Annotated in this window: 19 protein-coding genes and 2 tRNA genes; 14 read left to right on the top strand and 7 right to left on the bottom strand. The window is 55.2% G+C overall.

Translation table 11 applies throughout. The annotated features are described in order from the left end of the window. The first annotated feature begins 28 nt into the window (after positions 1-28). On the top strand, positions 29-598 hold the full coding sequence (pth, locus tag LKO31_RS13680; protein WP_227691261.1) for an aminoacyl-tRNA hydrolase: 570 nt from the start codon (positions 29-31) through the stop codon (positions 596-598). 42 nt (positions 599-640) lie between these two features. Here the strand turns inward: pth and LKO31_RS13675 are convergent, their stop codons facing one another. Next, a complete protein-coding gene (locus tag LKO31_RS13675) occupies positions 641-1336 on the bottom strand; it encodes a CAP domain-containing protein (protein ID WP_227691100.1) in 696 nt (231 codons plus the stop codon). Positions 1337-1489: 153 nt separating this feature from the next. On the opposite strand from LKO31_RS13675, the gene ychF reads away from it, so the two are divergent. After that, positions 1490-2587 carry a redox-regulated ATPase YchF gene (gene ychF, locus LKO31_RS13670; protein WP_227691099.1) on the top strand — a complete coding sequence of 366 codons (1098 nt, stop codon included), beginning with the start codon at positions 1490-1492 and terminating at the stop codon, positions 2585-2587. 84 nt (positions 2588-2671) lie between these two features. Here the strand turns inward: ychF and LKO31_RS13665 are convergent, their stop codons facing one another. Together LKO31_RS13665 and LKO31_RS13660 are read right to left on the bottom strand one after the other, a co-directional pair. Continuing rightward, positions 2672-4075, bottom strand: a complete 1404-nt coding sequence (locus LKO31_RS13665; protein WP_227691098.1) for a GGDEF domain-containing protein — start codon at positions 4073-4075, stop codon at positions 2672-2674. Positions 4076-4197: 122 nt separating this feature from the next. After that, on the bottom strand, positions 4198-4602 hold the full coding sequence (locus LKO31_RS13660) for a MerR family transcriptional regulator (protein ID WP_227691097.1): 405 nt from the start codon (positions 4600-4602) through the stop codon (positions 4198-4200). 40 nt (positions 4603-4642) lie between these two features. Between LKO31_RS13660 and LKO31_RS13655 the strand changes: the two genes are divergently transcribed. From LKO31_RS13655 to LKO31_RS13645, 3 genes are all read left to right on the top strand, one after another. Further along, positions 4643-5380: a glutaredoxin gene (locus LKO31_RS13655; RefSeq protein ID WP_227691096.1), complete on the top strand. Its 738-nt coding sequence runs from the start codon at positions 4643-4645 to the stop codon at positions 5378-5380. A gap of 136 nt (positions 5381-5516) precedes the next feature. Next, positions 5517-7088, top strand: coding sequence for an alkaline phosphatase D family protein (locus LKO31_RS13650; protein ID WP_227691095.1), 1572 nt, complete (start codon positions 5517-5519; stop codon positions 7086-7088). Between the two features lie 143 nt (positions 7089-7231). Continuing rightward, positions 7232-8362, top strand: coding sequence for a nucleotide pyrophosphatase/phosphodiesterase family protein (locus LKO31_RS13645; protein ID WP_227691094.1), 1131 nt, complete (start codon positions 7232-7234; stop codon positions 8360-8362). Between the two features lie 101 nt (positions 8363-8463). Here LKO31_RS13645 and LKO31_RS13640 read toward each other — a convergent pair whose 3' ends face one another. Together LKO31_RS13640 and mutL are read right to left on the bottom strand one after the other, a co-directional pair. After that, positions 8464-9180: an outer membrane protein gene (locus tag LKO31_RS13640; RefSeq protein WP_227691093.1), complete on the bottom strand. Its 717-nt coding sequence runs from the start codon at positions 9178-9180 to the stop codon at positions 8464-8466. Positions 9181-9820: 640 nt separating this feature from the next. After that, positions 9821-11710: a DNA mismatch repair endonuclease MutL gene (gene mutL / locus LKO31_RS13635; protein WP_227691092.1), complete on the bottom strand. Its 1890-nt coding sequence runs from the start codon at positions 11708-11710 to the stop codon at positions 9821-9823. Positions 11711-11916: 206 nt separating this feature from the next. On the opposite strand from mutL, the gene LKO31_RS13630 reads away from it, so the two are divergent. The 9 genes from LKO31_RS13630 to LKO31_RS13590 all read left to right on the top strand — a co-directional run bounded on the left by LKO31_RS13630 (position 11917) and on the right by LKO31_RS13590 (position 21947). Continuing rightward, on the top strand, positions 11917-12963 hold the full coding sequence (locus LKO31_RS13630) for a rod shape-determining protein (protein WP_227691091.1): 1047 nt from the start codon (positions 11917-11919) through the stop codon (positions 12961-12963). 12 nt (positions 12964-12975) lie between these two features. Then, complete coding sequence (mreC, locus tag LKO31_RS13625) at positions 12976-13965, top strand: rod shape-determining protein MreC (protein WP_227691090.1); 990 nt, start codon at positions 12976-12978, stop codon at positions 13963-13965. Further along, positions 13962-14498, top strand: a complete 537-nt coding sequence (locus LKO31_RS13620; RefSeq protein WP_227691089.1) for a rod shape-determining protein MreD — start codon at positions 13962-13964, stop codon at positions 14496-14498. The genes mreC and LKO31_RS13620 overlap by 4 nt, the downstream gene beginning before the upstream one ends. Before the next feature lie 22 nt (positions 14499-14520). Beyond that, positions 14521-16422 carry a penicillin-binding protein 2 gene (gene mrdA, locus LKO31_RS13615; RefSeq protein WP_227691088.1) on the top strand — a complete coding sequence of 634 codons (1902 nt, stop codon included), beginning with the start codon at positions 14521-14523 and terminating at the stop codon, positions 16420-16422. Positions 16423-16582: 160 nt separating this feature from the next. Beyond that, positions 16583-16658 (top strand) — tRNA-Lys (locus LKO31_RS13610). 47 nt (positions 16659-16705) lie between these two features. Then, positions 16706-16781: transfer RNA gene (locus LKO31_RS13605), tRNA-Lys, on the top strand. A 475-nt stretch (positions 16782-17256) separates the two neighbouring features. Beyond that, positions 17257-19515, top strand: coding sequence for a TonB-dependent receptor (locus tag LKO31_RS13600; protein ID WP_227691260.1), 2259 nt, complete (start codon positions 17257-17259; stop codon positions 19513-19515). Positions 19516-19580: 65 nt separating this feature from the next. Then, a complete protein-coding gene (locus LKO31_RS13595) occupies positions 19581-21290 on the top strand; it encodes a sulfatase-like hydrolase/transferase (protein ID WP_227691087.1) in 1710 nt (569 codons plus the stop codon). Positions 21291-21524: 234 nt separating this feature from the next. Next, positions 21525-21947 (top strand): c-type cytochrome, encoded by a 423-nt coding sequence (locus LKO31_RS13590; protein ID WP_227691086.1) that lies wholly within the window; start codon positions 21525-21527, stop codon positions 21945-21947. Positions 21948-22007: 60 nt separating this feature from the next. On the opposite strand, the gene LKO31_RS13585 is transcribed toward LKO31_RS13590, so the two are convergent. Continuing rightward, positions 22008-22754 (bottom strand): PepSY domain-containing protein, encoded by a 747-nt coding sequence (locus LKO31_RS13585; RefSeq protein WP_227691085.1) that lies wholly within the window; start codon positions 22752-22754, stop codon positions 22008-22010. After that, a complete protein-coding gene (locus tag LKO31_RS13580; protein ID WP_227691084.1) occupies positions 22751-23482 on the bottom strand; it encodes a PepSY domain-containing protein in 732 nt (243 codons plus the stop codon). Before LKO31_RS13580 ends, LKO31_RS13585 begins: the two co-directional genes overlap by 4 nt. Position 23483: the final 1 nt, after the last annotated feature.

The following is a 23483-nucleotide window of genomic DNA, read 5'->3' as shown; positions in this document are numbered from 1 at the left end:
CTGATGTTCAAAAGGAATTTTCATGTCCGTGCAACTTTGGGTCGGTCTCGGCAATCCGGGGCCCCAATATGCCATGCATCGTCACAATATTGGTTTTATGGCGATGGACGTCATTGCAGACATTTATCGCTTCTCGCCGCCCACCAAAAAATTTCAGGGTTGGGTGCAGGAAGGACGCATCGGCAACCATAAAATCCTGCTGCTAAAACCAGCAACTTTCATGAACGAAAGCGGGCGCAGTGTTCGCGCCGCGTTGGATTTTTACAAATTATCGGTCGAGGATATCACCGTTTTCTATGACGAACTTGATCTCCCCGCGATGAAAGTCAAGGTCAAGCAAGGCGGCGGCGCGGCGGGCCATAATGGCATTCGCAGCATGATCCAGCATGTCGGCGAAAATTTCCGCCGCATTCGTATGGGCATTGGGCACCCCGGCCACAAAGATCGCGTGACCGGATATGTGCTCGGCAATTTCCACAAAAGCGAGCTCGACGCACTGTCCGATTTTCTGGGTGCGGTCGCCGCCGAAGCAGGCTGGCTGGCGGACGGCGATGACGTACGCTTTCAGAGCGACCTTGCGCTGCGCCTAAACGGTTGATCTCATCCCCTCACGGCCACCGCAACCACCGCGCAGAGATAGCTATTCAGCCACAAGGCCCCGCTTTGGCGGCGGAGCCTTGGCCTGTTCGGTTTGCGACAGCATAATCACGCACATGACGCGGTGCACAGGGTGGCGCCCACATGCGACGCCAGCATAACGAAACTCCCCAGCCAACACCGTCTTTCGGTGCCCGCGCCCGGGCACACCATCGCCCACCACAAATTGCTCAATCACCGATGCCGGATCACTATGGCCATAAGTGATAATCTCGCTCAGATAGCGCCCACCACCGCGCGCGATCGACCGATCTGCGGGCCCCCGCCCGTTGGATATGTGCCCCAACGCACCTGATCGCGATTGCTCCCGCACCAAATCGGATGCGATCACTGCCAGCAACGCACTTTGGCTTAGCGTCGGCACTGGCGGCGCAGCCCGCAACGCGCGCACAGCCTCGTTCACCGCTGCCACGCCTTCATTGGTCATAATATCAATTTCACCATCGCGCCGCCCACGCAAAATCTTGCCGTCGAACCGCTCCCGCGTGGCAGCAATATCATCCGAATAGGCATCAGGATCGCTGCGCAACAGGTTCAACTCGTGCAGCACTTCGGCTTCGAAACCAGCGCCTTGTGCCGCAACATTCACCGACGTCCCCGCCGCAGACAAAATGGCGCACAAGCTCAATTTCAACATCAACTGCAAAGCAACCACCTTCCTTGACCATGCTTTTCTCATAACCATTCCAGCTGAATGAATGGCAACCCCATAAATATTCCGTGCTTCGTCCGCATCGACATGCAACGGGGCTGGAAAAATTTGCAAAATCACGCTAGCGCGCGTCCCATATCGGCTCGCCGCAGGCGACATCTTTGTGAAAGACAGATCATCATGGGTTTTAAATGTGGCATCGTGGGACTGCCCAATGTCGGCAAGTCCACCCTGTTCAACGCCTTGACAGAAACGCAGGCGGCGCAGGCGGCCAATTATCCCTTCTGCACCATTGAACCCAATATCGGCAATGTGTCGGTTCCCGACCCTCGCCTCGATCAATTGGCGAAAATCGCGGGCAGCCAGAAAATCATCCCAACGCAATTGGCCTTTGTCGATATTGCGGGCTTGGTGCGCGGTGCATCCAAGGGCGAAGGTTTGGGCAACCAGTTTCTTGGCAACATCCGGGAAGTGGACGCTATTGTCCATGTTCTGCGTTGCTTCGAAGATGATGATATTCAGCACGTCGAAAACAAAGTCGACCCCGTGGCCGACGCGGAAACCGTGGATACCGAATTGCTGCTTTCGGACTTGGAAAGCCTAGAAAAGCGCCTGCCCGCCTTGCAGAAAAAAGCCAATGGCGGCGACAAAGAAGCCAAGATTTCCATCAGCATTTTCACGCAGGTTCTAGAATTGCTGCGCGATGGCAAGCCCGCCCGCTTGGCTCAGCCCAAGGATGACGACGAAAGCCGCGTTTTGGCACAGGCCCAATTATTGACCAGCAAGCCCGTGCTATATGTGTGCAATGTCGAAGAAGGTGCAGCCGCCAATGGCAATGCGCATAGCGCCGCAGTCTTCGCCCGCGCACAGGCCGAAGGTGCCCAAGCCGTGATTGTCTCCGCCGCGATCGAAAGCGAATTGGTGGCGATGGAACCCGATGATCGCGTCATGTTCCTCGAAGAAATGGGCCTGACCGAAGCAGGGCTAGCACGCGTTATTCGCGCCGGTTATGAACTGCTCAGCCTGCAAACCTTCTTCACTGTTGGTCCAAAAGAAGCCCGCGCATGGACGGTCCACAAGGGCGCATCCGCCCCCGAAGCGGCTGGTGAAATTCATACAGATTTCCAAAAAGGCTTCATCCGCGCCGAAACCATTGCCTATGATGACTATGTCGCGCTGGGCGGCGAAGCGCGTGCTCGCGAAGCCGGAAAGCTACGCGCCGAAGGAAAGGCCTATGTCGTCCAAGACGGCGACGTGATGCACTTCTTGCACAGCTAAGCGCACACTCAGCGCACAAGCCTTAAAAAAACGCCGCATGGAGCATCCAGCGGCGTTTTTTTTATACGGCAATAGGGGCAATATTCACCCCTGCGCTACCACTTTATTCCGGCCGGAATTCTTCGCCTGATATAGCATGGCATCGGCGTTTCGGATCAGATATTCATAGTCCGGATGACCTTCAAAACTGGCCACGCCGGCCGACAGGCTGACCCGCACCGGAGCGCCTTCCCGAATGGCGATGGGCAGTTTTTCAACGCGCGTGCGCAGCCGCTCCATAGCAGCCGTGGCATCCGCCAATTCGGTCGCCGGAAACACCACCAGAAACTCCTCGCCGCCGTATCGGAAGACGAAGTCATTCGCCCGCACAGCATTAAGCAAGACATCCGCCACATGGCTTAACACCGTGTCGCCCACGCCATGGCCAAAAGCGTCATTCACATGTTTGAAATGGTCAATATCAATCATCGCCACGCACAAGGGTGTTTCATGCGACTTGGCCAACATAATCTCGCGGTTCAGGACAGACGGCAGGAATCTGCGGCTCAGCGCGCGGGTTAACGGGTCGCGTCCGCTTTCCAACATGGCGGCGGCGTTAAACAAATTGGCAAGCAAAAAGCCTACCTCCTCCACCTTTTCTTTCAACGCAATCAACAGCAAAGACCGATCATCGCTGGCGATAATCTGCGGCAAAATCTGGGTATCGATCTCATCCATCACCCGTTCAATTGCACGCAAGGCACCGCTGTCCTGGAACAAAACGGCTGCACGGTGCCGCATCCACAACCCAAAGGCAGAGGCCGTTATTTTCTGCGGCAGCTCCCTTATGTGGGTCGTGAACAGGTTAAACAGCGCCTCTTGGCTCCATTCCATCAGCGCGGCGCGCTGCGTTTCGCGTTCCAGATTAATATCTTGGCCCAAAGAAAAGTGACGATAAGCCTCGTCCATCTGGGCACGTTCCTGTGCGTCGATCACATGGGCTTGGTTCATCATGCACAGTGCAAAATCGATGAGTTCATCCAATATGATAATCGCGGGCACAGCGTAGCTGGCTTGGTTGGATCCCTCCACCATCTGCTCGTGCAGCAACTGGCTCATATGACTTTTTAGCAAGCTGGCGCCCTGATGCACCAACTGTGCGGGAACCTTCATTCGGCCATGAATGGAGCCGACTTTTTCCTGCTGCGTCAGAAATGCGCTCAAATCGCCATGCAGGTCCAGATGCACCAAATCCGTCAACCATGTCTCCATGGAACGACTAAGCCGTGTCTGCACAACGGCATGGTCCAAAAAGCTGCGCCCTTCGTCATGGACCAAAAAAGCAGAATAAAAGCTATCGACCAACGCGGTGCCATGCTTTTGCACCAAATCACGTAAAATCAAGCTTACCTGATTTTGAATATCTGGCGATGCCGCTTTCCAAAAACCCAAGCCGGCATATTGATCGATCGTCACACTGCTCTCCTCGCGCCAAATTTTGCGCGTCATCTGCAAGCGCATAAGTGAACAAAACAATCTGGTCGAGGGGGCCTTGTCTCTATCTGTCTATTTTTGTGACAATATATAGCGAAGCCGGAAAGGCGGCCCGCAACATAGGGCCTGCGCGAAAATTATTCCGCTATGGGGTCAAAAGCCGTTAAAATGGGGCATCCCGCTTCCCCAGCATCTTCACGGGCGGCGCAATCTTGCGCCAAACGTGCCAAGGCTGCCCGCGCTGCGCTAAGCTCGCCGATTTTAATATCCAACGCCTCAAGACGCTTCAAAGCTAAGGCCCGCACAGCGCCGCGATCTTTATCGCCCTCCAACGCCAATAAATTCCCAATTTCCGTCAACGTAAATCCGGCCGCCTGCGCCGATTTGATAAAGCGCAGCCGTCGCAAATCCTGTTGGTCATAGCGTCGAACGGATCCGCCCGATTGCGATGGCACAGCCAGCAAACCGCGCCGTTGATAATAACGAACGGTCTCCACCCCGACACCAGCCGATTGTGCCAATTTACCGATGGTGTAATTCATGCTTGACTCCGTACCATGATACAGAGGGTATAAGGATGGTATGACCAAGCAAGCAACCCTTCATCGCATGGTGTTTGAACATCATATCTGTCCATTCGGCCTAAAAGCCAAATATCTGCTCGAGAAACATGGCTATCAGGTGACGGACCATCACCTGACTTCGCGGGAAGAGACAGACGCATTCAAAGCCGAATATGGTGTGCAAACCACGCCGCAAATCTTCATCGACGGTGTTCGCATCGGCGGTCATGATGATCTGCGCCGCTTTTTGGGTCTCAAGGTGCCCGACCCCAGCAAGCCAACATATCGCCCGATCATTGCGCTATTTTCCATGACCGCGCTATTGGCCTTGGCCGTCAGCTATGCGGTCTATGGCAATGCCTTCACGATCCGCGCCGCCGAATGGTTTATTTCGTTCAGCATGGTCATGTTGGCCATTCTCAAGCTTCAGGACATTGGCCGTTTTTCAACGATGTTCCTCAATTACGACTTGCTGGCCCGCCGGTGGGTTCCTTATGCCAGCATCTATCCCTTTGCCGAAGGTCTGGCGGGTGTGCTAATGGCCGCCCACATCCTTCCATGGCTGTCCATCCCCGTCGCGCTGTTTATCGCAACCATTGGCGCTGTGTCAGTCTATAAGGCCGTTTATATCGACAAGCGCGAACTGAAATGCGCCTGCGTAGGCGGCAACACCAATGTTCCATTGGGCTTTGTGTCATTAACGGAAAATCTGATGATGATCACTATGGCCCTATGGATGATAAAATATATCATTTAATATCAAATCACTAAGAAAAAACATCACATCCTTGGCGACCACATTTTGGTTGCCAAGGAAACGATGTTTTTGCCGTGTCACACTTCGGGGTGTATCGGCGACATAACGAGTCGCCTTTCCCCCGGAGCCTGATTTCATGTTACACCGCCGCCATTTCCTTGCCGGAGCTACTATCTCCGGCCTTGCTGCCCCAGCAATTTTGCGAGCACAGGGATATTTACGGGACTATCCATTCCAATTGGGCGTGGCGGCAGGTGATCCGGCCAGCGACGGCTTTGTTATTTGGACGCGGCTAGCCCCCGAACCTTTGGCCTTGCATGGCGGGATGCCGCGCGTGAACGTGCCCGTCGAATGGGAAGTGGCCAGTGATGGCGGCTTTCGGAATATCGTCGCCAAGGGCACCGAATTGGCCCGCCCCGAATTGGCGCACAGCGTTCATGTCGAACTTAGCGGCCTGCAACCCAATCGGCCCTATTATTATCGTTTTACGGCGGCGGGGGAACGCAGCCTGCGCGGGCGCGCGCGCACCTTACCCGCCATCGGGGCACGCGTTGACGCGATCAAATTTGGCGTCGCCGGATGCCAACATTTTGAAGCCGGTTATTTCGGTGCCTATCGCCATTTGGCCAAAGAAGATTTGGCCTTCGTCTATCATTATGGCGACTTTATCTATGAATATAGCAGCGACTATGTGTTCGTCGACGGTCTGCCTTCCCGCCCCGTGCGCAAACATGCTTTTCGCTCGCTGACCGATGTGAATGAATTTCGCTTGGCCTATGCCCAGCAATTGACCGACATTGATTTACAAGCTGCGCGCAGTGTCCATGCCTTTTTATCCAGCATCGACGATCATGAAATCGTCAATGATTGGGTTTCCGACATTGCCAATTGGAAAATGGGCTTGGACGGCAATGATCCCGACGCCGCCCCGCCCGAAGTGTTCATGCTGAAAAAGCAAGCGGCGATGCAGGCATGGTATGAGCATATGCCAGTGCGCCGCGCTTTGTTGCCACGCGGTGGGATGGTCGCGCTGAACCGCGAGCTTCAGGTGGGTGATCTGCTGTCCATGCAATTGCTGGACACGCGCCAATATCGCGACGACCAACCGTGCGGCGACGGCTTCAAACCCGCCTGCCCCGATGTTTTTGCCAAAAACGCACAGGTGTTGGGCGCTGCGCAAGAAAAATGGCTTGCAGACCAAATGAAAAAGGGCGGTGCTGTCTGGAACGGCTTGGCTCAGCAAATCACCATGATGTCGCTGGACCGCCAGCGCGACATGGATGACAAGCGCAAAATATTGAACCTCGACAGCTGGGCTGCCTATGAAGCCCCGCGTGAACGCATGTTGCAGCGCATGGCAGGCCTTGGAAATTGTGTCGTCCTGACCGGTGACGAACATCAAAATTTCTGCGGCGATCTGGTGTTAAAAGACAAAGTGGTCGGCGCAGAATTTGTTGCCACGTCCATTTCCAGCGGCGGCGATGGCAGCGATAAACGGGCTGGCACCGACCAATGGTTATCGCGCAATCCAGAATTGAAATTCGCCAACGACCAGCGCGGCTATGTCATTTGCGATGTAAACCGCGACGCGTGGCAAAGCCATTTCCGCGTTGTGGACAAAGTGTCAACGCCAACCAATCAAATTTCCACCCGCGCCACCGGCCTTGTCGAGCGCGACCTGACCGGCATCAAAATGGTGGAAGGCTGACCATCATGGCGATTAAATCAGCAAAAACATCCCTTACCGCCATTGCAGCCACGCTTGCATGCTTATGCGCGGCCCCTTCCGCCTCTGCAGAACATGCCGTCCGCGCGGACAAAGCAACGTCAGCCTCAAATGCGGCCCCTATAATGGATGCGACATCCCGCGCGCCCATCACCATATTAATATCCATTGACGGCTTTCGCGCCGATTATCTGGAGCGCGGCCTAACGCCCCAAATGCAAAATTTGGCCGATCAAGGCGCTGTTGGAAAATTGCGCCCCTCCTTTCCGACCAAGACCTTTCCCAATCATTATGCACTCATCACCGGCAAGCGGCCCGACCGCAACGGCATTGTGGGCAATAATATGGTCGACCCGCGCCGCCCGAACGAGACCTTCTCGCTTGGCGACCCGAAACAGGCGCTGGACCCTTTTTGGTGGAATGAAGCCGAACCTTTGTGGATTACGGCCGAACAGCAAGGCGTCCGCACCGCCACCATGTTCTGGCCAGGCAGCGAGGTGCCGTTCCACAAACAACGCCCGCGCGACTGGGTGCGGTTCGATAGCGCGATTAGCAACGAACAACGCGTCAACACAGTATTGGACTGGGCCCGCCGCCCAGCCGACATCCGCCCTGCCTTTATCACCTTATATTTTGACACCGTGGACACAGCCGGTCACCGTTTCGGTGCGGACAGCCGCGAAGTGAATGACGCCATAGCTGATGTGGACCGGAAGATCGGCCAATTGCTATCCGGCCTTGCCGCCATGCAGCAACCGGCTCGTCTGATCCTTGTCGCCGACCATGGAATGCGCACCACAAGTGAGAGCGAAGTTATTCAACTGAGCGATATCCTTTCCTTGGATAGCATCCGCGCTGTCGAGGTTGGGCCTTATGCGGCCATTGATCCGATAGCTGGCAAGGAAGCGGAGGTGGAGGCCGCGCTGCTTCGGCCCCACGATCATATGAATTGCTCCAAGCGCCAAGACCTACCTGAACGCTTGCATTATGGGAAAAACCCACGTGTGGCAGCGATCATCTGTATCGCCCAGCCCGGCTGGTCTATCTTTGCTGGTCCTGCACCATGGTCGGCCAATGGCGGGTCTCATGGCTATGACAATATGGACCCAGACATGTTGGCCCTGTTCATTGCCTATGGCACCCATTTGCGGGGCGATATTGGGACAGTCGATAATATCGAAACCTATCCCCTTGTGGCGCGCATGATCGGTGTGACGCCCTTACCCAGCGACGCCGTTGGTATGTTGGCGAAATAACGACCCCAGCAAATTTCTTTTATACACAAAAAAAGGGGGCCTAGCGGCCCCCTTTCCTATTATTCTATTCGTTCCGATCAAATAATCGGCTCTGTCCGTTATTAGAAACGGAAGTTCACGCCGACTTTCGCCATGTGGTTGCTGATGTCGAACGAACGCTCACCCGACGCCGTAGGCCACAGTGGATCCTTCAGCGTAACGTCAGATGTGCCATAGTCCTGATAATTATATTCGCCCTTGATGCTCACGCGTTCGGTTACAGCAACTTCAACGCCGCCGCCGACAACATAACCAAAGCGGGTTTTGCTATCTTCGGTAAAGAAGTCTCCGCTACCATCGCCATGGCAACGACCAATGGCCGCAGGGGTGATCGAACCATCACAGCCCAGACCATGTTTGGTGTCAGCAATCGCCAGACCACCGGTCAGATAGACCAGAGCTTTCTCGCCAGCCCAACCAGCGCGAGCGCGAATGGTGCCCGACGTGCGGATGCTGTCGCTGCCATAATAAGCACTATATTGCGAACCGCCGCTTTCTTTATCCAGCCAGTTCTTCTTATTCTTGCCAAAGGTCGCGTCGGCTTCAACACCGAACATCATGCTGCCGCTTTGCTTGTTAAAGCCAAGCTGCACACCACCCTGCCAGCCGTCGATATCTTGCTTCGAAGCTTGCGGATTGGCCTTGTCCTGCACATTGCCGTCCGACCATGCGCCATGCACACCGCCGTAAATGCCGTCCCAGCGACCTTCTTGCGCCTGAGCGCCGGTTGCCATCAACGCAGCAGCGGCAGCGGCAGTAGCCAAAGTAATTTTCAACATATCGAACCTTTCAATATCCGTCCAAAATTCACGCGGCCGACATGGTTAAAAATTGCTTTATGAGTCAAGTATATTGAACCCTGAAAAAAAAGAGCAATAATATTTAGTTGCATTGATGCAACACGAAAAATCAGCTTTTTAAGCGAACGAAATCAAATAAACACATGAAAAATATGAATTTTTATAAATTTCAATTTTTTCCACAAAAACAGTGAAAATTATTATATGAAATTTCTTATAGTTTAATGGAACCTTTCCAAAATCCACGAAACGAATCAAAACACTTTTCCAAATCATCATATCAGATAGCAATAGATGAATAATTGTTCATCTAGGTGAATATTTGTTCATCTAGCCAATGCATTTCTCAGCATCAAAATCTGAATCCGACCTAGCCTCCGGCTCATAATATTCGGCCAGTCGCCATGCGCGGCCCATCCGATCTCAAGAAATGCTCAGCAACAAAAATGCGGCAATGACGACCAACGCCCAGCAGCCCCGCGCGCGGCGGCCACGCACGAACAGAGCGGCCGCTCCGCTTGTGACTGACCCGCTTCTATTGTCATATTCAGGAACTAGCGGATCAGGCCCGCTTCACGCGCACCATTGACCCAATGACGCGCCAAAGAAACATCGGCGATCACTTGCGCCCAAACAGTTTTTCCACATCATCCATCGCCAATTTCACCCATGTCGGGCGACCATGATTGCACTGGCCGCTATGGGGCGTGACCTCCATCTGACGCAGCAAGGCGTTCATTTCCATAACGCTCAATGTTCGCCCTGCCCGCACACTTCCGTGACAGGCCATGGTGGCAGCGACCAATTCCAATTTTTCGGACAGGCCAAGCGCTGCATCATATCCAGCCAGATCATCCGCAATGTCGGTCACCAATTTGTGGCAATCCACCTTGCCCAGCATCGCGGGCGTGGCGCGAACCATTACGGCCGTCGGGCCAAAGCGCTCTAGTTCCACTCCCAATTCTTGCAAATGGGCGGACGCCGCCTCCAACCGATCACAGGCCGGTTCGTCAAGCTCCACCACCTCTGGCAATAACAAGCCTTGCGACGCAGGGCCTTTGCCGTCCATTCCGCGTTTCAACTGCTCCAGCACCAAACGCTCATGCGCGGCATGTTGGTCAACGATCACCAAGCCGTCCTCGGCCTCCGCGACAATATAGGTATTGGCAATCTGGCCGCGCGCGACGCCCAAGGGGTGACGCTGGCTGTCGGGCACCATCGCGGTTGCCGGTTCCGCGCGGCCCACCAAGGGGGCAGCCGCGCCCGCAAAAGGCATCACCCGATCATAAACCCGCGCCTCATCTGGCTCACCCGAGATCGGTGAATGGGGTGAAAGGGGTGAATATGGCGGCTCAACATGGCTTTGATGCGATCCTGCCGCTGGCGCGCCAAAAACGGCCTGTCCCGCCGCGCCATATTGCGGCGCTGGCGTGAATAGAAAGTTGCTTTGCGGTGCTGGGGCCGGCGCCATCGGCTCCTGCTGCCACGCCGCCAGCGCGGCTTCAGCGGGGCGCTGAACCGCGCGAAAGCCATGCTCATCAAGCGCGCGGCGAAGTCCGCCGACGATCAAGCCACGGATCAACTGCGGGTCGCGAAAGCGCACCTCTGTCTTGGCGGGATGGACATTCACATCCACATCGCGCGGCGGCACGTCCAGAAACAGCGCCACAACAGGGTGCCGATCCCGCGCCAGCAAGTCCGCATAGGCCGCCCGCAGTGCCCCGACCAACAATTTGTCTTTGACGGGCCGACCGTTGACGAACAAATATTGGTGGTCCGCCACGCCGCGATTATAGGTCGGCAGGCTGATTACCCCGCCCAAATAGACATCGCCGCGTTCCAGGTCGACGCCAATACTGTTGCTGGCCAAGTCGCGGTGGGTCAGCGCCGCAACGCGGCTCAATTGGTCTTGATCGCCCTGTACATCCAGCACCCGGCGGCCGTCATGTTCCAGTGTAAAGGCAATATCGGGCCGTGCCATCGCCAAACGCCGCACAACATCCAGACAGGCGGCATATTCACTGCGCGGAGAACGCAAAAATTTTCGGCGGGCCGGTATGCGGGCAAATAAATCATCGACGCGCACCCGCGTTCCCGGTGCCAATCCGGCCGGCCCTTCGGCCACGACCGCGCCATTGTCCACCCCGCGCCGCCATCCATCATGGCCCGCCACGCGGCTTTCCAGCGTCATGCGCGCGACGCTGGCGATGGATGGCAAGGCTTCGCCGCGAAAACCCAAGGTCGCGACATCTTCTATGGCATCGTCGGGCAGCTTGGACGTGGCATGGCGCTCCAACGCCAAAGCCATGTCTGCGGGCGACATGCCGCAACCGTCATCCTCTATTTCCATATGGGCGATACCACCCTCGCTGATTCGGACAGAAATCCGATTCGAACCCGCGTCTATTGCGTTTTCAATCAGTTCCTTCAGCGCCGCAGCGGGTCTTTCGACCACTTCACCGGCTGCGATCCTATTTACGAGTGTTTCGGGAAGACGGCGTATTGACATAGGCCCCTACCTAGCGCAGTCGGAACGAAATCGCGACCCATCCGATCATGCTTCTTTCCCATTTTCATCAATCCATTTGGATCGGTGAAATTTTATCGCGAAAAGGCTTGCTATCGGGGCCGGTTGCGCCACATTTACGGGCATTTGGTGGCCCCCATGGCTGCCACTCGCCCATGGTCGCCGCTCGGACGCAGGAAGCAGATTGAATGTCTTTCTTTTCACGCTGGTTTAAATTTAATTCTCAAGACATGGCTATTGACCTCGGTACAGCCAACACCGTGGTTTATGTTCGCGGTAAAGGCATTGTGCTGAATGAACCGTCGGTCGTTGCAATGGAAACGCTGAACGGCCACCGCCGCGTGAAGGCTGTTGGCGACGACGCGAAATTGATGATGGGTAAAACCCCCGACAGCATCGAAGCGATCCGCCCCCTGCGTGACGGCGTGATTGCGGATATTGATGTCGCCGAACAGATGATCAAACATTTCATCACCAAGGTTCATGGCGGCAAGCCCAATGCGTTTCGCAGCCCCGAAATCGTTATCTGCGTTCCATCGGGTTCGACCAGCGTCGAACGCCGCGCCATTCGTGACGCCGCCAGCAATGCGGGCGCCAGCGAAGTCTATTTGATCGAAGAACCTATGGCTGCGGCGATTGGCGCAGACATGCCCGTCACCGAACCCATTGGTTCGATGGTCGTCGACATTGGCGGCGGCACCACAGAAGTGGCCGTCCTCAGCCTTCGCGGCTTGGCTTACACCACCTCGGTTCGTGCGGGCGGCGACAAGATGGACGAATCCATCGTATCTTATGTGCGCCGCCACCATAATCTGTTGATCGGTGAAGCCACGGCGGAACGCATCAAAAAAGATTATGGTATCGCCCGCATTCCGGCCGATGGCATTGGCGTGACCATCCACATCAAGGGCCGTGACTTGGTGAACGGCGTTCCCAAGGAAATCGCCATCAACCAAGCGCAAATCGCCGAAGCTTTGGCAGAACCCATTGGCACGATTGTTGAGGGTGTTCGTATTGCGCTGGAAAATACGGCGCCAGAATTGGCTGCCGATATTGTCGACCAAGGCATTGTCCTGACGGGCGGCGGCGCGCTGATCGCGGAATTGGATGAATTGCTGCGGGATGCCACCGGCCTGCCCGTCACCGTTGCCGAAGACCCGCTGACCTGCGTGGCCATTGGCACTGGACGCGCACTGGAAGACCCCGCGTTTCGCGGCGTGTTACACCAAGCCTAAGCAAAGGACGTCATGGCCAGCCCGGCAAACCAACGTCCAGGGCAATCGCGCAAGGCCCAAAACAGCCTGTTTACAGCCTATGTCATTGCGGTGACAGGGGCTGTAGGCGGGTTGCTTCTGGCTGTTTTATCGGTCGCTGATCCGCTCGGCTTTGCCCATTTGCGGATTGCAGCGCATGAACTAACCGCACCAGTGGCCCGCGCTACGCGCCAAATGATTGGCTCCATTTCCGGTATCGACGACAATATCTCGGCCTATGTCCATGCGGGTGATCAAAATCGCCGCCTGCGCAGCGAATTGGCCGATGCGCGGCGTCAATTGGTGGAAACCAGCGCGCTCCAAGAACAAACCCGTCAACTCAAGGGCCTGCTCAAGCTTCAGGAAACGGATAAAATGGGCATAGCCAATGGCTATTTGCTCACATCCAATTCCACCAGCACCAAAAGGCTCGCTCTGCTCAGCATTGGTCGCAACATGGGGGTGGCCGCTGGCCAACCCGTGCGCGGAGCCGATGGACTTATTGGCCGTGTATTAACGGCAGGCCCGTCGGTGTCCCAAGTCTTGCTGCTCAGCGATGTGGATAATGTCGTGCCGGTTCGGCGCGCGCGTGACGGCTTGCCCGCCCAAATATCCGGCAGCGGCTATGGCGATCTGGATGTTCGCACCCTGAATGTGGCGAACAATCCGTTCCGCCCCGGCGACATTCTGGTCACATCGGGCATTGGCGGCCTTTATCCGCCGAACATCCCCGTTGCGGTGGTCATCCGCCGCAAGGATGATGGCGCTTTGGCGCGCCCCTTGGCCGACCCTGCAAAGGTCGATGCCGTATCGGTGCTGCGCCCCTATACACCCAGCAGCATCGAGGCACAGGCCATTCCCGAAACCAATGGGGCGATGCCAGACCTGACCGCTGAGCCCGCGCCGCGCGCAGCGCCCGCCAGCACCGCCCAAGCCCCCGCCACCAAGGCATCATCCACCACAGCCACCGCACCGCGTCCATGAGCCCGCGCACACTCAATCAACGCGGACCAGATATTGGGGATCCGCCGCCCGCATGGCGTCGTATTTCCATCCCGCTCATCGCGGTCATTTTCGCGTCCGCTCTGCCAACCATGCTGCCGCTCATCGCCAATTCGCCGGTTGTTCCGCCGATGGGTTTGCTATTGTTCCTATGCTGGCAATTGCTGCGCACTGATATTTGGCCGATCTGGATTGGGCTGCCCTTGGGCTTAATGGACGATTTGTTCAGCGGTGCCCCCATCGGCAGCGCCGTCTTTTTGTGGACCTTTGCCAGCTTTGTCGTTCATTATTTTGCAGAACGGCTGATATGGCGCGCCTTTTGGCATGATTGGCTGATCGCCGCGGTGCTGATTGCCTTTATTCAAACCATTTCCGCAAAACTCAGCCACTCGCACGCACCGTGGGGTCATATGCTGCAACTGGTTGCACCCCAAATCATTATTTCTTCTCTCTTATTTCCCATATTCATGCGACTGACGGCCATGTTGGACAAATTTCGCTTGAAACGGGGATAGACTCCCGCCGAAACTCATCTTTATGCGCAGCAAGAAACTTCCCATCACCGAAGCCTCGCGTGGCTTTACCTTCACCCGTCGGTCCATTTTGGTTGGCGGCGGGCAAGCGGTGCTGGGGGCGGCCTTGGTCGCCCGCCTAAGCTATGTGGCGGTCGTCGATAATGATCGTTATATGCTGCAATCCGACAGCAATCGCATCAACTTAACGATGGTGCCGCCGCGCCGTGGCTGGATCGTTGATCGCAACGGAAAATCTTTGGCGGATAATCGGGTGTCCCTGCGCGTCGACATCATCCCCGACCGGCTCAAAGATCGCGAACTGGTGCTGGGTCAGCTGCAAACACTGCTCAAGCTGGACGGCGATCAGATGGAGCGTATCAACCGCGACCTGAACCACGCATCCGGCTTCCAACCCGTCGCGATCAAAGAATTTCTGAACGAAGAAGATTATTCGGCGATTGTTGTACGCCTGCCCGATTTACAGGGCGTAGCGCCCCAGCGCGGCTTTGCCCGCAATTACCCCGCAGGTGCGGCTGTCGGCCATTTGATTGGCTATGTCGGCACCCCCAATTCCGAGGAATATAAGGTCGCGCGGGACCCCCTCTATGTCACGCCGGGGTTCAAAATCGGCAAAGATGGTTTGGAAAAATATTTCGAACCCATGCTGAAGGGCAAGCCGGGCGCAAAGCGCGTAGAAGTCACCGCCGGTGGCCGCGTTGTGCGTGAACTCAGCTCCCAAAGCGATATTCAGGGCAAAACCGTCCATCTGACCATCGACAGCGACTTACAGGAATTTGCTGCCCGCCGTATGGGCCGTGAATCCGGCGCAGTTGTTGTCATGGATTGCACCAATGGTGACATTCTCTCGTTCGTCTCGATGCCCAGCTTTGACCCCAACAGCTTTTCCGATGGTATCAGTTCCAATGAATATAAGTGGCTGACCACCGACGACCATCAACCCTTGATCAACAAAGCCACGCGCGGCCTCTATCCGCCGGGGTCCACCCTCAAGCCCATGGCAGTGATCGCGGCCGTGCAAGCTGGCATCGACCCCAGCCATCGCCATACGTGCAATGGTGGCTATCGTCTGGGCAATCGCTTTTTTCGCTGCATGGGCCGCCATGGCACCATCGACATGCAAACCGCGATTGCCAAAAGCTGCAATGCCTATTTTTACTGGCTGGGCGACCAATTGGGCTATGACGCCATTGCCCCCATCGCCCGTATGCTGGGATTGGGCGAGGAATATCAACTGGCCGGCAGCAACCAACGCTATGGCACCATACCCGACAGCGAATGGAAATTGCGCCGCTATGACCAAAAATGGTCAAAATCGGATTCTTTAAACGCCGTCATTGGTCAGGGCTATGTGCTGGCTAATCCCCTGCAACTTGCCGTCATGGTTGCGCGCATCGCCTCTGGTAAGGCGCTATATCCTCGGCTGATTAACCGACAATTTGACAATGCCCCCCTGCCGCTGATGCCCGAAGCTTTGGCTGTCGCCCGTGCGGGAATGAACCAAGTGGTAAATGGTGCGGGCACCGCCGTACGCAGCCGCCTGCCGCTTGATGGCATAACCATGGGCGGAAAAACAGGCACAGCGCAGGTGCGCGGCTTGGCCTCTGGTTCCCGTGGTCAGGGCGGCGAGTGGAAATATCGTGACCATGGCCTCTTTGTGTGCTTCGCACCGGTGGAAAACCCACGCTATGCCGCATCGGTGGTGATCGAACATGGCATGGGTGGGTCGCGTGCCGCCGCCCCCATCGCCAAAGATATCTTCACGTTCCTCTATGACAGGGAAAAGGCAATGCAGGCCCTCGAAGGTTTTGAAGCAGGCTGGGGTGGCAATATCAAGGACCGAATGGATCGTGGCTATGCCGCGTGGAAAGCCGGCGGATCGGCCAGCACAGGCAGCGGATATTAAGCGACCAGCACGTCATCATAATTTCCATTTATCCCGTTACTTTCAAAAATTTGTAAAATTTTCCGATAAATATATTGCCATGACCAAATGCCACTGTTAAAGGCCCCCCACCGCAGCCGAGAAGCTCTCTTGGTTACGGCAATGCCGCCCAAATCGGCATGGACGCATAGCTCAGTTGGTAGAGCAGCTGACTCTTAATCAGCGGGTCCTTGGTTCGAGCCCAAGTGCGTCCACCATTACCAAAGTCAATGTTCGTCATTGACCCACGCGTGAAAACGCCTGTGGACGCATAGCTCAGTTGGTAGAGCAGCTGACTCTTAATCAGCGGGTCCTTGGTTCGAGCCCAAGTGCGTCCACCACCCCTTCCCCAAGCCCTTACAACAAACAGCAAAATATTGCGTGCCCATAGGCCGGTCTTGTTTTGCGCATATCGGTACATGAACCGGACAAGCCATCGCGATGCGCGTGGCAACACCGCAAAAACAATAGTGCCGTATCGCATGTCACCGCCACAATCCAGCCAGCCATCACCGCTCGAAAACCCATAAGAATATGATATTCAACGACGAATTCAAAATTTCCAAAAAATAATACTTAGCTATTGAAGTATTATTTTAGACCATTAAGCTAACAGTCGGAATCAGATGATAAAAAACTGACGTCATAGCTATGCTGGGCGCGCAAGACGCCTTTGTGACGCTTGGTATATCGGCCAAAATGGCGGAATCTCTGCTTCTGAACGTGAAATTTGGATGGCCATAGTAACCGCACGCCCTTGGTGTGTTTCGGTAGCGTAAAAACGCGTCCGTTGGCCAATCAAAGGGGAGGATTTTGGTGAATTTGAAGTTATTATATCTGTCGTCCGCTGCTGCTGCTATTTCGGTGATGGCGCCGCAGGCTTATGCTGCCGAGGCGCAAAGCAATAGTTCGGCTGATAGCGCCAATGAATATGGTGAAATATTGGTAACGGCTCAGCGCCGTTCCGAAAGCATTCAAGACGTGCCAATTGCTATTTCCGCCTTCAACGCAGAAATGGTCGAAGCCAGCGGCAGCACCAACATCACCAGCCTGAACGGTGTTGTGCCCAACGTCGTGCTACAAACACAAGGTCTTGTCGCCAACGTGCCCATGATCTCCATTCGCGGCATGAGCAGCGCCGATCCAGACCCTAACGCCGATCCCAAAGTCAGCACGATCATCGACGGCGTTTACATTCCCTTCGTATCCAGCACCATGCTCGATCTGTTCGACGTCGAACGGGTCGAGATTCTAAAAGGCCCACAGGGTGTATTGTTCGGCAAAAATAATCTGGCCGGCACCATCAACATCATCAGCGCGCGCCCAACCGATGACTTTGGCGGCGAAGTTCGCTTGTCGCTTGGTTCATTTGGGCTGAAGCAGGTTCGTGGCAAGATCAACACCGGCCTATTCGCGGATGGCGCTTTGGCGGCAAAGCTGGCTGTCAACGTCCGCGATTATAATGGCTATGCGCGCAACGTCATCACCGGAAATCGTCTGAACGGCAGCAACGTCAAGTCGCTGCGCGGTGCGCTGGCCTATGATCGTGGTGGTGCTTTCAACACCACGCTGGTGGTCGATTGGTTGAAGCAAAAAACAGCGGGCCCCGCGCCGCATGTTCTGGACAATGGCGACCCCAACTGGGACTTGCTGCCCGATGAAACCAAGACCGACGTTTATAAAACCGCCAGCCTTTTCGACCCCTATGCCAATACCGAAACCTATGGTGGTTCGCTAACCTCCAATTTGGATCTGGGCTATGGCAGCCTGACGGCGGTTCTTGGCTATCGCCATCAAACCTATGTCACGCGCGGCGATTATGATGGCTTGATCCATCCCGCCCCCGCATTGGACGTGACCCGTGATTTTTCCGGCGAAGCCAAAACGGCGGAACTGCGTTATGCATCGCCAGCGGGCGAACCGGTCGATTTTGTTGTGGGTGTCTATTATCAAACGGACGAATGGCGCCAATATAGCACGGTATTGGCCAGCCCAACCCTCACGACGCGCGCACAGCTCAACCAAAACACCGAAAGCTATGCCGCATTCATGCTGGTCAACGCCCACCCCGCCGACGGGCTGACGCTGTCCATCGGGGGCCGTTACAGCCACGACCGTAAAAAATATCATATTGCGTCCCAAGTCTTTAACAGCGGAACGCAAACATCGTCCTTTGCCAATCCATTTGAAGCGTCATGGTCGGAATTCACACCGCGCCTGACGGTGAACTATGAAGTGACCCCGTCTATCATGGTCTATGGCAATTATTCCCAAGGCTATAAGGCTGGCGGATATAATTCGCGCGGCACCATCGCAGAAAATGTCGGCCCCTATAATCCAGAACGTGTCAACGCGATTGAAGTGGGTGCAAAAACCGATTTGTTCGATCGTTTATTGCGCTTCAACATTGCTGGCTTTGTAAACAAATACAAAGACCTGCAAGGGTCGGTAACCAAAATGGGCGCGGTGCGCGCTGAAAATATCACGACCAATATCGCCGCCGCCAAAATCTATGGCTTCGAGATTGAAACGCTGCTGCGTCCGGCATCAGGCTTCACCATTGGGACCAACTTGGCCTATCTGCACGCCCGCTACACGGACTTTTGTGCCGATGTCGATGGCGTCTTTACGACCAGTCAGACCGATCCGGGTCAATGCGGCCCCGCTACACCGGTGATCCTCAACGGCGTCCCGACCGGAAACTACGCAGTCCCTGTCGACAATTCGCATCTTGTTTTTGCCAATGCGCCCAAATGGAGCGGTAGCCTGTCGCTGGATTACGCTATTCCCGCTAGCTTTGGTGAAGTTAAGTTGCACGGCGATGCCCGCTACACCGCGCGTTATAACACATGGGGTCGCAGCAATAATCCGGGATATTTCCGTGATGAAGTCGTCCTGATGAACGCCAGCATTTCCTTCGCTGGTCAGGATGATCAATGGAAAGTCACCGCCTATGGCACCAACTTGACCGACAAAAAGGTCATTTCCGGCGCGACCAATGCGGGCAACACACCCATTTCACAATTTTATCAGGCACCACGCGAATTTGGTGTCGATTTCTCGGTGAAATTCTAAAACACCTGCCCCACCGTCCTATTTCGGGCGGTGGGGATTATATAATATCGTAATGGGAGAATCTCATGAATTGGGATGTTAATCGCCGCACATTTGTTGGCGGTATCGGGGCGCTGGCGGCAGCGGGGATTGCCATGCCAAGTTTTGCCAAAAACGGCAAAAAATATAACGTCTTGATGATCGTAACAGACCAAGAACAAAGCATCGCCAGCTATCCCAAAGGCTTGTTGGAAAAACTGCCCGCCCACCGCGAACTTATGTCGCGCGGCCTGTTGGTAGAAAATTTCCACGTTCACACCACCCCTTGCACCCCATCGCGCGGCACAATTTTCCAAGGCCAGCACACCCAGCGTTCAGGACTGTTCCTGAACAGCGACAACGCACCCCACCCTGTTGCCGCCGAAGATATTCCGACCTTGGGTCATATGATGCAAGATGCTGGTTATTATACCTGCTACAAGGGCAAATGGCACCTTAGCCGCATCAACCATGACCGAAACTGGACGCGGATCACCGGCCCTATTTATCCGTCCACCGAAGATGCGATGCTGAAATATGGCTTTCATGACTATGGCTTTGACGGCGAAGAATTGGGCCTGACATGGGACGGTTACCGTTCGGACAAATTTGTTGCTGGCGACGCCGCACGCAGCATCTTCGACTATGTTCGCCGCGACAAAGCCGGTGGCAAGCCATGGTTTCAGGTGGTCGGTCTGGTGAACCCACATGACATCATGTTCTATGACGCAACCGGTAAACAAGCCGACAGCCGCCCGCACCCCAATGCGCTTGGCCCGCTGCGCCGCGAACCTGGCGATCCCTTATATGAAGAAAATAATGGCTTTGATCTGCCAGAAAGCTTTTACAAAGACGATCTGTCCACCAAACCCGAAGCTCACCGCGCTATTCGGGACTTGAACAACCGTTTTTACGGTGAAATGCGTCACGATGACGAAGCGTCATGGCATCGTTTCATCAACTATTATTACAATTGCTTGCGTGACGTCGACCGCCGCATTGATCAATTGTTATGGGCGCTCAAGGAAAGCGGCCAAATGGACAATACGATCATCATTTACACCAGCGATCATGGCGAACGCGCAGGCGCACATGGCCTGCGTCAAAAAGGCGCGACCATCTATCGCGAGGAAACCAATATTCCGATGATCATCGTTCACCCCGATTTTGCGGGCGGGCGTACTACGAAGAAATTAATGGGTGCGGTCGATATCGCGCCAACCCTAATGTCCCTTGCAGGGCTATCGAACCAAGATATCGCGTCCCGTTACCCCAATCTTCCGGGGATTGACGTATCCGCCTTGCTGGCATCCCCCGATGCGCCAACGGCGCGGGATAAATATGGGCATTTGTTCAACTATGCCGTCGCGCATATGTGGGAACCGTCCAGTGAAAAGGATGCGCGCGGTGCCAAATTGGCAACGGGCGAACCGGATTATGCGCGCCAGTTTGACCTCAGCAAGCGCCGCTTGCATCGCGGTGTCCATGACGGCCGCTGGAAATTTGCCCGCTATTTTGCGCCAGCCCACCACCATCAGCCTCAAGATTGGAAAACGCTCAGCGCGATGAACGATCTGGAACTTTATGACACGGTGGCCGACCCGAATGAACTGGTCAATCTGGCCTATGACCGCAAGCAGCGGGACAATATTCTGCGGCTGAACAAAATGGTCAATGCACTGGTCGCCCGCGAAATTGGCGTGGACGATGGCCGCGAATATCCCGGTCCGACGGAAATTTACAACCAGCCAGTCTGATTATCATTCCGTCCAACATCGCCATTCACAGCGCCGCCCATGCCGCGCTGTGGATGGCATGAACGGGCCCCCTTTCGACCACTTTGCCCCCTCCGACCGCAGTGCAGCCTTCACTGGGGTCGTTTTTTCTGCGACCGTCCGCCTCGGTCAATTCGCCCCATATTCAGCGGCACCAACTCAGGCTAACGCGCCACCATGATGACCCACCTATCTTCGCTTTTTCGGGCTCCCCTTTTGGCCCTGTCCACATTCTCGCTTGCGGCTTGCGGCGGCGGCGACGACAGCCGCGACCAACGGATGGCACAAGCTGGCCCCAATCCAGATCTATCGGCCCTAATGCGCGTTGCAGACCCCAAAATCGGCGCGCGCAAATTCACCCAATGTGCGGCCTGCCACCATATCCGTCCCAATGCGCCCGACATTGGCGGTCCCAATCTTTATAATATTTACAATCAACCCTTTGCGACAAACAGTCCGCGTTTTGGCTACACCGCCATGCTGCGCGATTATGCCGGACATTGGGACGCCGAAACATTGGATCAATGGATGAAAAATCCAAAAGCCATGATCCCCGCGACAACCATGCAATTCAGCGGCGTTGCCCATCCCTTGGACCGTGCAGATATCATTGCCTATATCCAATCCCAGTCCGAGTAAAAAAGGCCGCCGATCCTATCGATCAGCGGCCTTTTTCTTCATGATCAGCGGATATAATTTTTACGCTGCCTCTTTGATCACCCGAATCACAGGCTTTTTCCGGCGGCGTAACCAGCGGAAATCATTTTTGTTAAAGCTTTTGAACAACAGGTAAAAACCTGTGATCGACAGCCATAATGTGCCAAAGGCCACAAAAATGATCAGTGGATGGTTAAAACTGGCACGATTGGCATAATCCATATTGTGCAGCATCCAGAAGAAATCCCATGTCCGGTAATAATCGTTCCGCAGTTCCAGAAAACGCCCCGTCTGTGCCGAAACATATCCGGTGCTATTGTCTTCATCCGCGAAATTGACGCGCCACATCGGGCCGCTATGATCGCGGGTTTCCAAATTGGGCCGCGCCATCGGCTCCACGCTGGCGACCGGCGCGTTCAGCATCATTTGGGCGACATAGGTCGCGGTATCTGGATCCACCTTGACCAAGGTGCCATCCGTTGCGTCGACCAGCTTCACGCCGCGCGGCGTGCGAACTTCATAGACAGGATAGCCCATCAAATCGACGATATTGACGCCCAACACAGGGCCATGCTCCGCCAATTTCGCGGGATCAAAATAATCCCCCTGCGGCAACACATGGCCATGGGCCGCCATATCATGGCTGCCATGGGTACGAACCTTGTCCTTATCCAACAAGGCCATCATCGACCCGCTGAGTGTCCACAAAATAAATTGCAGGCCCAGCACCAAACCCACCCATTTGTGGATTTTCCGGAACATCAAGGGAGAAAGGCGAAATTTGCTCATACGCCCTGCTCCTTGATCACGGCTTTTTTCTTTTTGCGTTTGCGCGGAAAGGCCCAGAACAACAGCCATGCACCGCTCACCGCCATGCCAAAGCTCAGCCATGTTACGGTACGCAGCAACAAATTGTTCACGTCCGACCGCTCATCATAATCCATGATGTGCAGCATCCATGCGATGTCAAAGCCACGCCATGCGAAATGACGCTTGGCCATCAGCTCGCCCGTTTGCGCAGACAAATATAGCGTTGGGCGGTTCCACCCTTCAAATTCAACCTGCCAAAATGGCGGTTTGCGTCCGCCCGTTTCCTGCAACCCCTTGGTCAGCAAACGAACAGATATAATGTCCCCATCCCCTGTATAAAGGGCTTGGGCATAGCGCTTAATCTCTGCCTCATTCGGCGGAGCCAGTTTCTCGCCAGTCTTGGCATCAAACAATGCCGGACCATCGGGCGAAACCGCTTTCCAGACGGCTTGGTTCAATCGGCGCGTCAAGCTGATTTCGCTGGCGGTTGGGGCCGCCGTCACAATCTGTGACGGCGACACCAACTGGCTGAGATCAAAAGGCTGTGCGGCTGGTGTTTTCACCAGATGATCACCATGAATGTGGCTGATATTAATCGCCACCATGTAAAATCCGGTCAACGACCAAGCCAAGACTTGCACACCGACCACAAGGGCGAGCCACTTGTGGAACCGGCGTGCGACTAAAGGCCAACGTATCTTAGCCAAA

Origin of the sequence: Sphingopyxis yananensis (assembly GCF_020687785.1) — a bacterium.
Taxonomy (GTDB): domain Bacteria; phylum Pseudomonadota; class Alphaproteobacteria; order Sphingomonadales; family Sphingomonadaceae; genus Sphingopyxis; species Sphingopyxis yananensis.
The sequence above is the reverse complement of the archived record's forward strand: the minus strand, read 5'-3'. Positions and strand labels throughout refer to the sequence as shown.

Bases quoted from the DNA above. Each gene is read 5' to 3' on its own strand.
- LKO31_RS13650 (WP_227691095.1), top strand. From the start codon at position 5,517: ATGTTACACCGCCGCCATTTCCTTGCCGGAGCTACTATCTCCGGCCTT.
- mrdA (WP_227691088.1), top strand. From the start codon at position 14,521: ATGCGCAGCAAGAAACTTCCCATCACCGAAGCCTCGCGTGGCTTTACC.
- LKO31_RS13620 (WP_227691089.1), top strand. From the start codon at position 13,962: ATGAGCCCGCGCACACTCAATCAACGCGGACCAGATATTGGGGATCCG.
- LKO31_RS13675 (WP_227691100.1), bottom strand. From the start codon at position 1,336: ATGAGAAAAGCATGGTCAAGGAAGGTGGTTGCTTTGCAGTTGATGTTG.
- LKO31_RS13630 (WP_227691091.1), top strand. From the start codon at position 11,917: ATGTCTTTCTTTTCACGCTGGTTTAAATTTAATTCTCAAGACATGGCT.
- LKO31_RS13665 (WP_227691098.1), bottom strand. From the start codon at position 4,075: ATGACGCGCAAAATTTGGCGCGAGGAGAGCAGTGTGACGATCGATCAA.
- LKO31_RS13655 (WP_227691096.1), top strand. From the start codon at position 4,643: ATGACCAAGCAAGCAACCCTTCATCGCATGGTGTTTGAACATCATATC.
- mutL (WP_227691092.1), bottom strand. From the start codon at position 11,710: ATGTCAATACGCCGTCTTCCCGAAACACTCGTAAATAGGATCGCAGCC.
- ychF (WP_227691099.1), top strand. From the start codon at position 1,490: ATGGGTTTTAAATGTGGCATCGTGGGACTGCCCAATGTCGGCAAGTCC.
- LKO31_RS13585 (WP_227691085.1), bottom strand. From the start codon at position 22,754: ATGAGCAAATTTCGCCTTTCTCCCTTGATGTTCCGGAAAATCCACAAA.
- LKO31_RS13660 (WP_227691097.1), bottom strand. From the start codon at position 4,602: ATGAATTACACCATCGGTAAATTGGCACAATCGGCTGGTGTCGGGGTG.
- LKO31_RS13595 (WP_227691087.1), top strand. From the start codon at position 19,581: ATGAATTGGGATGTTAATCGCCGCACATTTGTTGGCGGTATCGGGGCG.
- mreC (WP_227691090.1), top strand. From the start codon at position 12,976: ATGGCCAGCCCGGCAAACCAACGTCCAGGGCAATCGCGCAAGGCCCAA.
- LKO31_RS13645 (WP_227691094.1), top strand. From the start codon at position 7,232: ATGGATGCGACATCCCGCGCGCCCATCACCATATTAATATCCATTGAC.
- LKO31_RS13640 (WP_227691093.1), bottom strand. From the start codon at position 9,180: ATGTTGAAAATTACTTTGGCTACTGCCGCTGCCGCTGCTGCGTTGATG.